This is a genomic window from Arthrobacter sp. MSA 4-2 (assembly GCF_016405885.1).
Classification (GTDB): Bacteria; Actinomycetota; Actinomycetes; order Actinomycetales; family Micrococcaceae; genus Arthrobacter_D.
This window is the reverse complement of record NZ_JAEKGC010000007.1, coordinates 14,606-28,361: the sequence shown is the minus strand read 5'-3', so window position 1 is coordinate 28,361 and position 13,756 is coordinate 14,606. Positions and strand designations below refer to the sequence as shown.

Annotated in this window: 10 protein-coding genes; 5 read left to right on the top strand and 5 right to left on the bottom strand. The window is 70.2% G+C overall.

Features of this window, described 5'->3' with window-relative positions; translation table 11 throughout:
* Positions 1 to 8: 8 nt before the first annotated feature.
* The 4 genes from I6N91_RS09140 to I6N91_RS09125 all read right to left on the bottom strand — a co-directional run bounded on the left by I6N91_RS09140 (position 9) and on the right by I6N91_RS09125 (position 5,230).
* Positions 9 to 653, bottom strand: a complete 645-nt coding sequence (locus I6N91_RS09140; protein ID WP_198812273.1) for a hypothetical protein — start codon at positions 651 to 653, stop codon at positions 9 to 11.
* Positions 650 to 2,047, bottom strand: a complete 1,398-nt coding sequence (locus I6N91_RS09135) for a serine/threonine-protein kinase (protein WP_198812272.1) — start codon at positions 2,045 to 2,047, stop codon at positions 650 to 652. The genes I6N91_RS09140 and I6N91_RS09135 overlap by 4 nt, the downstream gene beginning before the upstream one ends.
* Positions 2,048 to 2,225: 178 nt before the next feature.
* A complete protein-coding gene (locus tag I6N91_RS09130; protein ID WP_198812271.1) occupies positions 2,226 to 3,629 on the bottom strand; it encodes an MFS transporter in 1,404 nt (467 codons plus the stop codon).
* Positions 3,630 to 3,832: 203 nt separating this feature from the next.
* Entirely contained in the window at positions 3,833 to 5,230 is a 1,398-nt protein-coding gene (locus I6N91_RS09125; protein WP_198812270.1) for an NAD(P)H-quinone dehydrogenase, read from the bottom strand.
* 333 nt (positions 5,231 to 5,563) lie between these two features.
* Here I6N91_RS09125 and I6N91_RS09120 point away from each other — a divergent pair, with 333 nt between their 5' ends.
* Genes I6N91_RS09120 through I6N91_RS09105 form a run of 4 tightly spaced genes read left to right on the top strand, consistent with a single transcriptional unit; the run spans position 5,564 to position 9,278 of the window.
* Positions 5,564 to 6,364 (top strand): purine-nucleoside phosphorylase, encoded by an 801-nt coding sequence (locus I6N91_RS09120; protein WP_198812269.1) that lies wholly within the window; start codon positions 5,564 to 5,566, stop codon positions 6,362 to 6,364.
* Positions 6,365 to 6,401: 37 nt separating this feature from the next.
* The gene (locus I6N91_RS09115) at positions 6,402 to 8,135 is read left to right on the top strand and encodes a phospho-sugar mutase (RefSeq protein WP_198812268.1); all 1,734 of its coding nucleotides are present in this window, start codon (positions 6,402 to 6,404) and stop codon (positions 8,133 to 8,135) included.
* A 59-nt stretch (positions 8,136 to 8,194) separates the two neighbouring features.
* Positions 8,195 to 8,875 (top strand): deoxyribose-phosphate aldolase, encoded by a 681-nt coding sequence (deoC, locus tag I6N91_RS09110; protein ID WP_198812267.1) that lies wholly within the window; start codon positions 8,195 to 8,197, stop codon positions 8,873 to 8,875.
* 43 nt (positions 8,876 to 8,918) lie between these two features.
* The gene (locus tag I6N91_RS09105) at positions 8,919 to 9,278 is read left to right on the top strand and encodes a hypothetical protein (protein ID WP_198812266.1); all 360 of its coding nucleotides are present in this window, start codon (positions 8,919 to 8,921) and stop codon (positions 9,276 to 9,278) included.
* A 96-nt stretch (positions 9,279 to 9,374) separates the two neighbouring features.
* Here the strand turns inward: I6N91_RS09105 and mfd are convergent, their stop codons facing one another.
* Positions 9,375 to 12,974: a transcription-repair coupling factor gene (gene mfd / locus I6N91_RS09100; RefSeq protein WP_198812265.1), complete on the bottom strand. Its 3,600-nt coding sequence runs from the start codon at positions 12,972 to 12,974 to the stop codon at positions 9,375 to 9,377.
* Between the two features lie 280 nt (positions 12,975 to 13,254).
* Here mfd and I6N91_RS09095 point away from each other — a divergent pair, with 280 nt between their 5' ends.
* A complete protein-coding gene (locus I6N91_RS09095; protein WP_198812264.1) occupies positions 13,255 to 13,752 on the top strand; it encodes a DUF2505 domain-containing protein in 498 nt (165 codons plus the stop codon).
* Positions 13,753 to 13,756: the final 4 nt, after the last annotated feature.

The following is a 13,756-nucleotide window of genomic DNA, read 5'->3' as shown; positions in this document are numbered from 1 at the left end:
GCGGGCGGTCAACCGTCCTTCTGTGACCCCTCCGACTTCCCCTCGCCGGGGTCGTCGTTGCCCTTCGCGGCGTCGTCGTCCTTATCGTCGTCTTTGTCGTCGTCCTTCTCATTGCCCTTGCCGGGCTCCTCGGGGCCCTTCGGTGCCTCCGACGTTGGCTCCGCTGGCTTCGGTGCCTCGGGCGTGGGCTCCTCAGACGCCGGTGTCTCCGGTTCCGGCGCGGCCGGCGAGGGTTCAACCGGTGCGGGCTCGACCGGCGCCGGAACCACCGGCGCGGGCGGAGCGGCGGAGGTCGCCGGCGCGGGGGCCAGGGGCGTCATCGACGCAGAAGGGGTCGGCGCCTCGCCGGCCTCCCGGAGGGAAGCGACGACGGCGTCGATCCTCGCCGAGATCAGCGCTGCGCGGTCCTCGGACATCGCGCCGTCGGCGGCCGACGCCTCAACCTCCTGCCGCAGTGCCTCGGCGCGGTCCAGGGCCGCCTGCGTGTTCCCCGCAGCGGTGAGGCCGGCGATTTCACGCACCGAGGCCGAAAGCTCCCGGGCGGCCTCTGCGTCCAGCGTGCCGGGCGCTCCGCAGCCGGACAGGGCCAACGCCCCGGCGACGGCGGCGACCAGGACCGGGCGGGATACGGCCTGCCGGATACTCAGCATCATGGGTTCACGCTTTCGTAGAGTTCCTCAAGCCGTTCGCCGGTGGTTCCCGGCACCGATGGCAGGGGTTCGGGGTCGACGCCCGATCCGGCGGGGCGGTTCAGCAGCACCGCGGCCAGCACCGCCAGCGCTGCCAGGATCACCGTTCCGACGATCAGCCAGCCCGGAACGCGCCTGCGCCGGATACCGCGGTCCCCGCCGGACGGAGGAAGCCGGTCCGGATCGACGACCGGCGAGGCACCCACCGGTTCGGGGACCCCTGCGGTCTCCCCGCCCCGGACGGAACCCCCGGCGGTGGGCGGGGCGGCGGGGGCGGCACCGGCGGGAATGGCCCTCGTCGGGGCCGCTGCCGTGGTCGGTGCTGCCGCCGTCGGTGCCGCCGTCGTGGTTGCTGCCGCAGGCAGGGCCACCGTGTGGGCCGCCGCTACCGGCACGGCAGCCGTGGGCGCATCCACCCGCGACACCGGCCCCGTCCGACTGTCCGCCCCCGCGCCGGAGCCAGGAGCCGGGCTGTCCACCGCGGGCTCTGCCTGCGTGGGTTCCAGGGGCGCCAGGGCGGCGTGCACGGCGGCAACCGGCGCGCCGCCGTCGAGCGCGGCCAGCGCCGTCGCGACGGCACGGGCGTCGGGGCGGGCACCGGGATCGTCGAGGGTCATGGCGGCCAGGAGTTCGCCCATTCCGGCGCCGGCGGTTGCCGGGATGGAGGGGCTGCGGTGCAACCGGGCCAGGGCGCTTTCGACCCCGGTCCCGGGGAAGGCCCGTTCACCGGTCAGGCATTCGATCAGGACCAGGCCCAGCGAGTAGATGTCGGTGGGCGTTCCCACCACCTCGCCGCGGGCCTGCTCGGGACTGAAGTAGGCGGCGCTGCCGATGACCTGCCCGGTGGCCGTCATGCCGCTGCCGTCGAAGAACCGGGCAATGCCGAAGTCGGTCAGCAGGTAGGTGAACACACCGCTTCCGGGCTCCGCGTCGCGGGTGAGGATATTCGAGGGTTTGATGTCCCGGTGGATGACGCCGCGGTGGTGGATATGGTGGAGCGCCCGCGAGAGGTCGAGGCCAGCGTGGCGGGCACCGGCGGGGGTCAGCGGGCCGGTGCGGAGCACAGCTCCCAGGTCGGGGCCCGGAATGTACTCCATCACGAGGTAGGCGCCGTCGCCGGAGGCGTGTTCGGTGTCCATGTCGAGCACCCGGACCAGCCCGGGGTGGTCGAGCCCTGCGAGGAGCCTCGCCTCGACGGATCCGCGTTCGATTCCGTCGGCGGTGCCCGGTCGGAACACCTTAATGGCGACGTCGCGCTCGAGCCGGGTATCCCGGCCCAGATACACCTCGGCCATGCCGCCGGCGCCCACGCGCCGGCCCAACGCATAGCGCCCGCCCGCAAGTGTAGAAACCGTCATCGCTCCCGCATCCAGTAATCGTAAGTAAGCTTCGTTTAGTTGATTGTACGGGCAACCCGGAGCCCACGCGGCACCTGCTGGAACGCGGATACCACCCGAAAAACGGCCCGCCGGGGGTTAAACGACGCCGGCGCGGCCCCCGAGGGAACCGCGCCGGCGTCGTTGGTTGAGATAAGGATCAGGCGGTGTGGTTCTCGTAGTCCCGGTCGCGGGTCTCGCGGGAGATCCACAGTGCGACGAAGGTCAGGACCGCCGCAATGCTGAGGTAGAGCCCCACCAGGAAGGTGCTTCCGTCGGCGACCTTCCACAGTGCAATGGCCACGAAGGACGCCGGCGCCGCGCCGATGACGCTCGAGAGGTTGTAGGCGACGGCCGAGCCGGTGTACCGGACGTTCGCGGGGAACAGCTCCGGCAGCACTGCTGCCATCGGCCCGAAGGTCAGGCCCATGAGGATGAAGCCGATGATCAGCAGCACCATGGCGCCGGTGGCACCGGCGCCGAACAGCGGAACCCAGGTGAACCCGAACACCGCGATGCCGGCCGTCACGGCGAGGAGCATTTTGCGGCGGCCGAACCGCTCGGCCAGCGGACCGGACACGAGGGTGAAGATCCCGAAGAACACGACGCCGAGGATGAGCATCCAGAGGAAGTCGCCGCGGGCGATACCGAGGCCCGGTACGAATCCTTCCGCGCTGAACGGCTTGCCCGCAGTCTCGGCAGCGGCCCGTGCCTGCTCAACCGTCGCAGGGCTGGTGCCGAACGTCAGGGTGAAGGAGGTCATCAGGTAGAACAGCACGTAGGTGGCGAACATGATGAAGGTGCCCAGCAGGAGCGGACGCCAGTGCCGGCGGACGACCTCGCCGAGGGGAAGCTTGACGACCTTGCCCTCGTCCTGGACCTTCTGGAAGGACGAGCTCTCGATGAGCTTGAGCCGCACGTAGAGGCCCACGATCACGAGCACGGCGCTGAGCAGGAACGGCACGCGCCAGCCCCAGCTCAGGAACTGCTCGTCGGTCAGGGTGGTGTTGAGCACGACGAAGAGGATGTTCGCGAGGATGAAGCCAATTGGGGCGCCAAGCTGCGGGAAGGTGCCGAAGACGGCACGCTTGCCCTTGGGGGCGTTCTCGGTGGCCAGCAGGGCCGCACCGCTCCACTCGCCGCCGAGGGCGAGGCCCTGGAAGAAGCGCAGCACGACGAGCAGCAGCGGGGCGAGAATGATCCAGCCGGCGTTTTCCGCCGTCGGGAGCAGCCCGATCAGGAAGGTGGCGATGCCCATGGTGAGCAGGGAGGCCACCAGGGTAGCCTTGCGGCCGATCTTGTCGCCGTAGTGGCCAAAGATGATCGAGCCCAGCGGGCGGGCGACGAACGCGACACCGAAGACGGCGAAGGAGCTCAGCAGCTGGTTCGCCGGGGTGGCGTTGGGGAAGAACAGGGCCGGGAACACCAGCACGGACGCCGTGGCATAGATATAGAAGTCGTAGAACTCGATGGTGGTGCCGATGAGGCTTGCAAAGATGACGCGGCCGCGCGGATTCAGCGGCTTGGTGGCCCCGCCCAGTGCAGCGGGTGACGAAGAGGACATGAGATCGGCTTTCTCTTGCGGGGCTTCAGGACCGGCCGGGGCTCCTAAACGATCCCGGCGGCCGCTCCGTTCGGTGAATCCACATATTGGACCACTTGCGTCCACGCAGTGGAGAAATGTGTCCAACCCGTGGACACGGACTCCGGTGCCGATCTCGAGGCCATCCGGCTGCGGCGTCCTCCCCCGCGGCCCCGCCCGCCGCCCTACAGGCGGACGTGAAGCCGGCGGGCCGCCTCAGAGATCGATCCGGTCAGCGAGGGATAGACGGTGAAGGTGTTGGCGACGTCGTCGACGTGGAGCTTCTTGGTCACGGCGATCGCCAGCGGGAAGATCAGCTCGGAGGCGCGCGGGCCGACGACCACCCCGCCGATCACCGTGCCGGAGCCGGCGCGGGAGATGACCTTCACGAAGCCGTCCTTGACGTTCATCATCTTCGCCCGGGCGTTGGTGTGGAGGGAAAGCTTGATGACGTCGCCCTGATACTTGCCCGAGGCGATGTCGGCCTCCGTGACACCGACGGTGGCGATCTCCGGCGTGGTGAAGATGTTGGAGGCGACCTGCTTGAGCTTGAGCGGGGTGACGGTGTCCCCCAGCAGGTGCGCGATGGCGATCCGGCCCTGCATGGCCGCGACCGAGGCGAGCGCGAACACCCCGGTGCAGTCGCCCGCCGCGTACACGTTCGGCGCCGTCGTGCGCGAGACTCCGTCGACGACGATGTGGCCAGACTCGGTGAGGGCCACCCCGGCCTCCTCAAGCCCGATGTCGGCGGTGTTCGGAACCGCGCCGACGGCCATGAGGCAGTGGCTTCCCTCGATGACCTTGCCGTCGGAGAGGTGGACCTCGACGCCGGTCGAGGTGCGCTTGACCTTGTCGGCACGGGTCTTCGAGAGGACCGTCATGCCCCGGTTGAGGAAGACGTCCTCGAGGACGGCGGCCGCGTCGGCGTCCTCGCCGGGGAGCACCTGGTCGCGGCTGGAGATAAGCGTGACCTTGGCGCCCAGGCCGTTGTAGGCGGAGGCGAACTCGGCGCCGGTGACGCCGGAGCCCACGACGATCAGGTGTTCGGGAACCTCGGTGAGGTTGTAGACCTGGGTCCAGTTGAAGATCCGCTCCCCGTCCGGCACGGCAGTGGAGAGCTCGCGGGGGTGGGATCCGACGGCGATCAGCAGGGCGTCGGCCTCGATCACCGAGGTCTCCCCCTCGGACACGACCTCGATGCGGTGGTTATCCAGGAGCTTCCCGGTGCCGATGATGATCTGCACGCCGTTGCGCTCAAGGGTGGCGCGGATGTCGGCCGACTGCTCGACCGCGAGCTTCAGGAGGCGCTGGTTGACCTTGTGCAGGTCGGCCACGACGGAGGTGTCGGTGAAGTTGACGCCGAGGCTGTGGGCGTCGGAGAAGCGGGTCATGGTGTCCGCGGTGGCGATGAGGGTCTTCGATGGCACCACATCGGTCAGCACCGCCGAGCCGCCCAGCCCCTGCCGTTCGACGATCGTGACGTTGGCGCCGAGGGAGGAAGCGACCATCGCCGCCTCGTATCCGCCCGGGCCGCCGCCGAGGATGGCAATACGCAGGGAGCTGAAATCAAGTTGATTGGTCACAGCACCTTATTGTCCCCCATCCCGGGCGGCGGCCCAAACGATTTGGCGGGCTTCAGCCGGCGCGCGTCGGACGGCAGGATCTCCCCTCGGCACTGCTGTGCAGCCCGGCGTCCACCGCACCGTCGAACGGCGAGCACACCCCAAACCGACGCCCGGACCCGAAAACGACGGGCGCACCGGATAAAACGGGCACATTCGTCGCTTTCAGGTGCGCAGGCCGCTTTCCGGTCCGGCGCTGCCTCCACCGCCCCCGCACACCGGGCCGCCCGCGGTGCGTGGCCCGCGGTGCACCGCCCGGTGGAACGGCCCCAGTCCACGCGGTAGGTTTGTGCGGTGACGAATGATCCTTTTGACCTTGCCCGCAGTGCCGCCGACTACATCGCCGAAAAGACCGGGGTGGAGCGGCACGACACCGCCCTCGTCCTGGGCTCCGGGTGGGGCGGCGCCGCCGGCCTGATCGGGGAGACGACGGCCACCGTCGACGCCGCCGACATCCCCGGCTTCTCGGCACCCACCGTCGTCGGACACGTGGGCACCATCAGTTCGGTGCTGACCCCTGCCGGCAAACGCGCACTGGTCCTTGGCGCGCGCACCCACTTTTACGAGGGCAAGGGCGTCCGCGCCGTTGTCCACGGGGTCCGCACCGCTGCGGCCACCGGCGCGAAGACCCTGGTGCTGACCAACGGGTGCGGCGGGCTGCAGGAGCGGTGGACGCCGGGCACCCCGGTGCTCATCAGCGACCACATCAACCTCACCGCCACGTCCCCCCTCGAAGGGGCGACCTTCGTCGACCTCACCGACCTGTACTCGGCCCGGATCCGGAAGATCGCCCTCGAGGTCGACCCGACCCTCGACCAGGGCGTCTACGCCCAGTTCACCGGCCCGCACTACGAAACCCCCGCCGAGGTGCAGTACGCCAAGCGGATTGGCGCCGACCTCGTCGGCATGTCCACCGCCCTCGAGGCGATCGCCGCCCGGCACGCCGGCATGGAGGTCTTCGGGCTGTCCCTGGTGACCAACCTGGCCGCCGGCATCAGCCCGGTCCCGCTGAGCCACACCGAAGTCCTTGAAGCCGGGCAGGCCGCCGGACCGCGCATCTCCCGCCTGCTTGCCGACATCGTCGCCAAGCTCTAAGCACCCACGCCCCGACCCACCCAGGCAGGTTCTCCCCATGACTTCCCCCGACCAGCAGCTCCTTTTGTCCTCGGCCGCGGCCTGGGCGCAGGCCGACCCGGATCCGCAGACCGCCGCCGAACTTGAGGCCCTCCTCGACGCCGTACGGCAGGGCGATGCCGCGGCCGAAGCCGAACTGCGCGACCGGTTCTCCGGGCCGCTGCTGTTCGGCACCGCCGGGCTGCGGGCCGCACTCGGCGCCGGGCCGAACCGCATGAACCGGGTCGTGGTCCGTCGCGCCGCCGCCGGCGTCGCGGCGCACGCCCTCGACCTGGCCTCGGCCGGGGCCGGCGGCGCCTATGTGCCGCGCGCCGTCATCGGCTACGACGCCCGCCACAACTCGCGGGTCTTCGCCGAGGAGACAGCTGCCATCTTCGCCGCGGCGGGCCTTGAAACCTTCCTGATGCCCTCGGAGCTTCCCACCCCGGTCCTCGCCTACGCCGTGCGCGCCCTCGAGTGCGAGGTGGGCATCATGGTGACCGCCAGCCACAACCCGCCACAGGACAACGGCTACAAGGTGTACCTCGGCGGCCGGGCGGTGGCCCCGGAGGCCCGCGGGGTGCAGATCGTGGCCCCTCACGACGCCGGGATCGCCGCGCACATCGCGGCGGTCGGCAGCATCGATTCCGTCCCGCTGGCCGCGGACGGGTGGACCGTCCTGCCCGAAAGCATCGAAAAGGACTACGTCACCGCCGTGGCGGCCCTCGCCGACCCCGCGTTCACGGACCGGGACCTGTTCATCGTCCTCACCCCCATGCACGGGGTGGGCGGGCGCACGGCGCGCTCCGTGCTGCAGGCGGCCGGCTTCGAGAACGTGACGATGGTGGAGCGCCAGGCCGAACCGGACCCCGACTTCCCCACCGTCGCCTTCCCCAACCCGGAGGAGCCGGGAGCCCTCGACCTCGCCCTGGAGACGGCGCAGGAGACCGACGCGGACCTGGTGATCGCCAACGACCCCGACGCCGACCGCGTCGCCCTGGCCGCCAAGGACCCCGCCACCGGCGCCTGGCGGATGCTGCGCGGCGACGAGGTGGGAACCCTCCTCGGCGCGCACCTTGCCGCCCGCGCCACGGCCGGGGGCTCGACGGGCGGCGCCGTGTTCGCCAACTCGATCGTGTCCTCCCGCCTGCTGGGCCGGGTGGCGGCTGCGGCGGGCATTTCCCACGTGCAGACCCTCACCGGCTTCAAATGGATCGCCCGGGTGCCCGGCCTCAGCTACGGCTACGAGGAGGCCCTCGGCTACTGCGTCGCACCCACGACGGTCCGCGACAAGGACGGCATCTCCGCCGGGCTCCTGCTTGCCGAGCTCGCCGCGGCCACCAAGGCCGCGGGCCGCACGCTGTTCGACCTGCTCGACGACGCCTTCCTCGCCCACGGGCTGCACGCCGCGGACCAGCTCTCCGTCCGGGTCGCCAGCCTCCCGCTGCTGGGCGAGATGATGGCCCGGCTGCGCTCGAACCCGCCGCAGGCGTTTGCCGGGTCGCCGGTGGCCACCGCCGTCGACCTGTCCCTGGGCTCGGAGAACCTGCCGCCGACCGACGGTCTGCTCTACCTCACCGCGGATTCGACCCGGGTGATCATCCGCCCCAGCGGCACCGAGCCCAAGCTCAAGTGTTACCTCGAGGTGATCGAGCCGGTCGCCTCTGCCGAGGGGCTTCCCGACGTGAAGGCCACGGCCCGCGCCCGCCTCGAGGCGGTCCGGGCCGATGTCGGCGCCGCCCTCGGGCTCTGACACCGCAGCCCCGGTTCCCGCCGTGCCGCCCGTTCCCCATCTCGTGAAAAGATAGCCCTATGCCTAGCGACGTCTCCCTTGCCTCCTATATTGACCACACCCTCCTGAAGCCCGAAGCCAGCCGTGAGCAGATCCTCGCGGTCTGCGCTGAGGCCGTCGAACACTCCTTCAAGTCGGTCTGCGTGAACCCGATCTGGGTCAGCACCGTCCATACCGCCGTCAAGGACAGCGGCGTGCTGACCTGCTCCGTCGTCGGCTTCCCCTTCGGCGCCACCCCCACCGAGGTGAAGGTCTTCGAGGCCCGGGGCGCCGTGGCCGACGGCGCCGACGAGGTCGACATGGTGATCGACCTCGCCGCGGCCCGCGCCGGGAACTACGAGGCGCTCGTGCTCGACATCCGCGCCGTCGCCGAGGCCGTCCACGAGGGCGGGGCCATCCTCAAGGTCATTATCGAGACCTCCCAGCTGAACGACGACCAGAAGGTCCTCGCCTGCAGGGCCTCGGTCGAGGCCGGCGCCGACTTCGTGAAGACCTCGACCGGGTTCAACGGCGGCGGCGCCACCGTCGAGGACATCGCCCTGATGCGCCGCACCGTCGGCCCGGACATCGGTGTGAAGGCCTCCGGCGGGGTGCGCACCCTGGCCGACGCCCGCGCCATGATCGACGCCGGCGCAACCCGGATCGGCGCCAGCTCCGGAGTCGCTATCCTTAAGGGTGAACAGGGCGCCTCAGGGTACTGACGGACTGCGCGATCAGCACGATTTTTCTCTCGAAGGAGTACTAATGTCACATCCGGTAGATCCGGGCAGCGTCCCGTCCGACCGTCAGCAGGCGCAGCGCGAGCAGGCGGACAGCGACCACGCAGGCCGCCCCACCGGCAAGCAGCCGGCCCACGCCGGCGTCGGCCACCTCGGTGAGAACATTTTAGTCTTCACGATCATGTTCGTGCTGTTCCTCGTCGGCCTGTGGGCCATCAGCTTCTCCGACGGAGAGAACGTCTGGCCCTTCGCCGTGTGCATCGGCCTGGCCTTCATTGCCTTCTTCATTCCCCAGGGGGTGATCGGCCGCTCGGACACCGGCGCCGACCTCGCCGCCGGCAACCGCACCAAGGCCAAGAAGCGCTCGGCGGCCGTCGACTCCTGACCGCGGCTCCCGCAGGCGCGGCTAAAGCGCCCGAAAACGACGAACGCACCCGATAATCCGGGTGCGTTCGTCGTTTTCCGGGTGCGTTTATGCCGACTAGGCCGCGAAGACCGCGTCGACGACGTTCTGGGCCCACTCGAGGATCTCGGCGTCGACGAGGTCCCTCCCGCCGATCCGCGCGGTCTTCGGCTTGGGCACTAGGACCGCGTTCAGCGCCGGCTTGACCGAGGCACCCGGGTACATGCGGTTCAGGCGCATCTGCTTCGACTCCGGCAGCTCGGCCGGCGCGAACTTGATGAAGTTGCCCTGCAGCGCGACGTCGGTCAGTCCGGCCGCCCGGGCTGAGACGCGGAAGCGTGCGACGGCGATGAGGTTCGCCACCGGCGGCGGCAGCTCCCCGTAGCGGTCGGTGAGCTCCTCGACGACGCCGGCGATAGCCTCGTTCGTCGCCGCTCCGGCGAGCTTGCGGTACGCCTCGAGGCGCAGCCGCTCCCCCGGCACGTAGTCGTGCGGCAGGTGCGCATTGACCGGCAGCTCGATCTTCATCTCGGCGGCCTTCTCCTCGGCCTCGCCCCTGAAGCTGGCCACCGCCTCGCCGACCAGCCGGATGTAGAGGTCGAAGCCGACGCCCTGGATGTGGCCCGACTGCTCCCCGCCGAGCATGTTGCCCGCCCCGCGGATCTCGAGGTCCTTCAGGGCCAGCTGCATGCCCGCGCCGAGCTCGTTGTGGGAGGCGACGGCCTTGAGGCGTTCAAGGGCCACCTCGCCCAGCGGCTTCTCCGTGGGGTAGAGGAAGTAGGCGTAGGCCCGCTCCCGGCCTCGGCCGACGCGCCCGCGCAGCTGGTGCAGCTGCGAGAGACCGTAGTTGTCGGCGCGGTCCACGATCAGGGTGTTGGCGTTGGAGATGTCCAGGCCGGTCTCGATGATCGTGGTGCACACCAGCACGTCGAAGCGCTTCTCCCAGAAGTCGACGATGATCTGCTCGAGGCGCGACTCGCTCATCTGCCCGTGCGCCACGGCGACCCGCGCCTCCGGCACCAGTTCGCGCAGCTGCGCGGCGGTGCGGTCGATGGAGGAGACCCGGTTGTGGACGAAGAACACCTGGCCCTCGCGCATGAGCTCCCGCCGGATCGCCGCCGAGGCCTGCTTGTCCGTGTATGGGCCGACGTAGGTGAGCACCGGGTGCCGCTCCTCCGGCGGGGTCGCCAGCGTGGAGGTCTCCCGGATGCCCGTCAGCGACATCTCGAGCGTCCGCGGGATCGGGGTGGCGCTCATGGCGAGCACGTCGACATTGGTGCGCATCTTCTTCAGCGCCTCCTTGTGCTCTACGCCGAAGCGCTGCTCCTCGTCGACGATCACCAGCCCGAGGTCCCGGAACGCGATCTCCTTGGAGAGCAGCCGGTGCGTGCCGATCACGACGTCGACAGCCCCGGAGGCGAGCCCCTCGGCCGTCTCCCGGGTCTCCTTGGCGGACTGGAAGCGGGACATCGGCCGCACCGTGACCGGGAAGCCGGAGAAGCGCTCGGAGAAGGTCTCGAAATGCTGCTGCACCAGCAACGTCGTCGGCACCAGGACGGCGACCTGCTTGCCGTCCTGGACGGCCTTGAAGGCGGCGCGGACGGCGATCTCGGTCTTGCCGTAGCCGACGTCGCCGGAGACGAGGCGGTCCATCGGGACCTCGCGCTCCATGTCGGCCTTGACCTCGTTGATCGTGGTGAGCTGGTCAGGGGTCTCCACATAGGGGAAGGCCTCCTCGAGCTCGCGCTGCCAGGGCGTGTCCGGGGCGAAGGAGTGCCCGCGCGAGGCCATGCGCGCCGAGTACAGCCGGATGAGTTCCCCGGCGATCTCCTTGACGGCCTTTCGGGCGGAGTTCTTGGTCTTCGCCCAGTCCGAGCCGCCCATCTTGCTCAGCGCCGGGGTGTCCCCGCCGACATAGCGGGTCACCTGGTCGAGCTGGTCGGTGGGCACGAAGAGCCGGTCCCCGGGGGCGCCGCGCTTGGAGGGGGCGTACTCGAGGACGAGGTACTCCCGGGTGGTCCGGGTGGGACCGGCGCCGGTGGAGCGCTGCATCAGTTCGACGAAGCGCGCCACGCCGTGCTGCTCGTGCACCACGAAGTCGCCCTCTTTGAGCTGCAGGGGGTCGACGGCGTTGCGCCGGCGTGAGGGCATCTTACGCATGTCCCGGGTGCCCTGGGCGCTGGTGCGCCCGAGCAGGTCCGCCTCGGTGAGCAGCCCCAGCTTCAGGCCGTCGAGGACGAACCCGCGCCCGGCCCGCGCCGTGGTGATCTCGATGATGCCCGGCTGCGGCTCGGACTCGAGGGAGTCGACCCGCCGGGCCGGGATGTTCGAGTCGGAGAACAGTTCGGCGAGGCGCTTGGCCGGGCCGGGGCCCTCGGTGGCGACGACGACGCGCCAGGAGTCGCGCACCCGCCCGCCGATGAAGTCCATCATCTCCGCGACGTCGCCCTGATAGCCGCGCGGTTCGCGGGCGTGAAGGGAGAAGCTGTCGACGTCGGCGAGGAGGTCCTCTCCGGCGCCGAGGGAGGTGATGCCCCACCAGGCGACGTCGTGCCCGAGGGCCGTGGCGCGTGTGTCGGTGAGGGAGCGGAAGCTCGCGGCCTGCAGGTCGGTGCCGAGCCCGCCGCTGAGGTCGAGCGGGGCGGCTCCGCCGTCGGACGCCGTCGACCAGGCCGCGGCGAGGAACTCCTCGTTGGTCGCGGCCAGGTCGTGGGCGCGGGTGCGGACCTTCTCGGGTTCGATCACGACGGCGATCGAACCGGCCGGAAGCTCACCGATGAAGGGCACCATGGCGTCAACGAGCACCGGAGCCAGCGACTCCATGCCTTCCACGGCGATCCCGCCGGCGATCTTTTCGAGCATGCCGGCCGCCGCGGGCAGCTCGGGCAGCAGCTTGGCCGCTCGGGACATCACCGAGGGGGTGATGAGGATTTCCCGGCACGGCGGCGCGTACAGCACCGTTGGGTGCTCATCGGAGTTCAGGGAGCGCTGGTCGGCCACGGCGAACCAGCGCATCGAGTCGATCTCGTCGCCGAAGAACTCGACGCGCACCGGATGGTCCTCGGTGGGCGGGAACACGTCGATGATGCCGCCGCGCACCGCGAACTCGCCGCGGTGGGTGACCATGTCCACCCGGGCGTAGGCGGCGTCGGCCAGGGACTTCACCACCTCGGTGAAGGCCACCTCGTCGCCGACCTTGACCGAGACCGGCTGCAGCTCCCCCAGGCCTGCCACGAGCGGCTGCACGACGGCGCGGATCGGCGCCGCGATGACGCGCACCGGGGAGCCTTCGGGGTGGGCGAGGCGGCGCAGGACGGAGAGCCGGCGCCCCACGGTGTCGGAGCGCGGCGAGAGACGTTCGTGCGGGAGGGTCTCCCAGCTGGGGAACTCCTCGACCTCAGCCGCCGGAAGGTAGCTGCGCAGAGCGGCCGCGAGGTCCTCGGTTTCCCTGCCGGTGGCGGTGACCGCGAGGACCACCGGCACGGCCGAGCCGGATCTGGCGTCGTCGTCCCGGCGCAGGCCGTCGACCATTTCGGCGAGCAGCGCCGCGCGCATTCCGGCCGGGGCGCCGATCTGCAGGTCGGTGCTGCGCTGGCCCACCGGGCGCGCGGCGTTTGCCCGCACCCGCGCGTAGGACGGGTCCTCGGCCAGTGCGGCCCGCAGTCCATTGAGGCTCATGGGTATCTGGTTCCTCACATCGGTGACGCGTTGGATGGTGATCGTCCGGCGCTGGACATCCTCTGGTACCGCCGCTGGGGATCCGGCGTCGGCCGCGGCCGGTTGGAGCCGCAGGACAGCACAAAAGGCCGGAATCCGCTGCGGATCCCGGTGACAGTTCCCCAGTTTACCGGCTTCCCCGGCCGGTCCCAGCGCTTCTCGGAACAGGTTCGACCAACGGCGGGCACGTAGGATGGCACAAAAGACTTCCAACCCCCGACCTACAACCCCCGGAGGAACTATGGCACTGAACGCCTCGACCACTCTGCCCTACGACGCCGCGGCCGTGACCCGTGTGTTCACCGACGAAGGATTCCTCCAGCACATGAGCCGCCATGTCGGTGGAGCGCTCGAATCGCTCACCGTCGACGGCGAGATCACCGGCCCCTTCACCCTCACCGCCGTGCGGACCATGCCCACGACGCGGCTGCCGGACATGGCACGCAAATTCGTTGGGGAAACGCTCAGGGTCACCCAGACCGAGCGCTGGGCCGCTCCGGCGGCCGATGGTTCCCGTGAGGCGCGGGTCGAGATGGCCGTGGCAGGTGTTCCGCTGAGCGTCACCGCCGTCCAGCGCCTGGTCACCGACGGAGAGAAGACACGTGTCGACCTGCAGGGCGCCGTCAGTTCGTCGATCCCCTTCCTCGGCGGAAAGATCGCCGGCGCAGCCGAACCCATGATCGGCAAGGCACTGAACATCCAGGCCGCCGAAGCCCAGCGCTGGCTGGAAACCCACTAACTCT

Excerpts from the sequence above, each read along its gene's own strand:
- I6N91_RS09140 (WP_198812273.1), bottom strand. The coding sequence starts at position 653 with ATGATGCTGAGTATCCGGCAGGCCGTATCCCGCCCGGTCCTGGTCGCC.
- I6N91_RS09135 (WP_198812272.1), bottom strand. The coding sequence starts at position 2,047 with ATGACGGTTTCTACACTTGCGGGCGGGCGCTATGCGTTGGGCCGGCGC.
- I6N91_RS09130 (WP_198812271.1), bottom strand. The coding sequence starts at position 3,629 with ATGTCCTCTTCGTCACCCGCTGCACTGGGCGGGGCCACCAAGCCGCTG.
- I6N91_RS09115 (WP_198812268.1), top strand. The coding sequence starts at position 6,402 with ATGACTTCCCCCGACCAGCAGCTCCTTTTGTCCTCGGCCGCGGCCTGG.
- deoC (WP_198812267.1), top strand. The coding sequence starts at position 8,195 with ATGCCTAGCGACGTCTCCCTTGCCTCCTATATTGACCACACCCTCCTG.
- I6N91_RS09105 (WP_198812266.1), top strand. The coding sequence starts at position 8,919 with ATGTCACATCCGGTAGATCCGGGCAGCGTCCCGTCCGACCGTCAGCAG.
- mfd (WP_198812265.1), bottom strand. The coding sequence starts at position 12,974 with ATGAGCCTCAATGGACTGCGGGCCGCACTGGCCGAGGACCCGTCCTAC.
- I6N91_RS09095 (WP_198812264.1), top strand. The coding sequence starts at position 13,255 with ATGGCACTGAACGCCTCGACCACTCTGCCCTACGACGCCGCGGCCGTG.